At 59.9% G+C, this 257-nt stretch carries 1 protein-coding gene; it reads left to right on the forward strand.

Features of this window, described 5'->3' with window-relative positions; translation table 11 throughout:
• Positions 1-35: 35 nt before the first annotated feature.
• Positions 36-257, forward strand: a 222-nt coding sequence (locus tag E0702_RS17915; RefSeq protein ID WP_439952345.1) for a hypothetical protein, incomplete at its 3' end; no start/stop codon positions are given.

Raw genomic sequence — 257 nt, forward strand, 5'->3', positions numbered from 1 at the left:
GTGTCGCCGACCCGCCTTCAGGATGCGTTGTCTGGATGAGTGTCGCGGACGACGCCTTGGAAATAGCGCGATACGGCTGGTTCGGTGGAAAGCCAGGCGCCCCCTTACCCGATCTCGGCGTGCGGGTCGGGAAACACACCAAGGGCGATGCGACCGGCACCAAAAAAGAGCGAAGCGCGACCCGGGTTCTCACCAAGGGTCGCTTCGAGTGGATTGAAACAACACAGGAATTGTTCGAACGCCTGTTCGGACATGAA

Source organism: Halomonas marinisediminis (assembly GCF_004347715.1).
Classification (GTDB): Bacteria; Pseudomonadota; Gammaproteobacteria; order Pseudomonadales; family Halomonadaceae; genus Halomonas; species Halomonas icarae.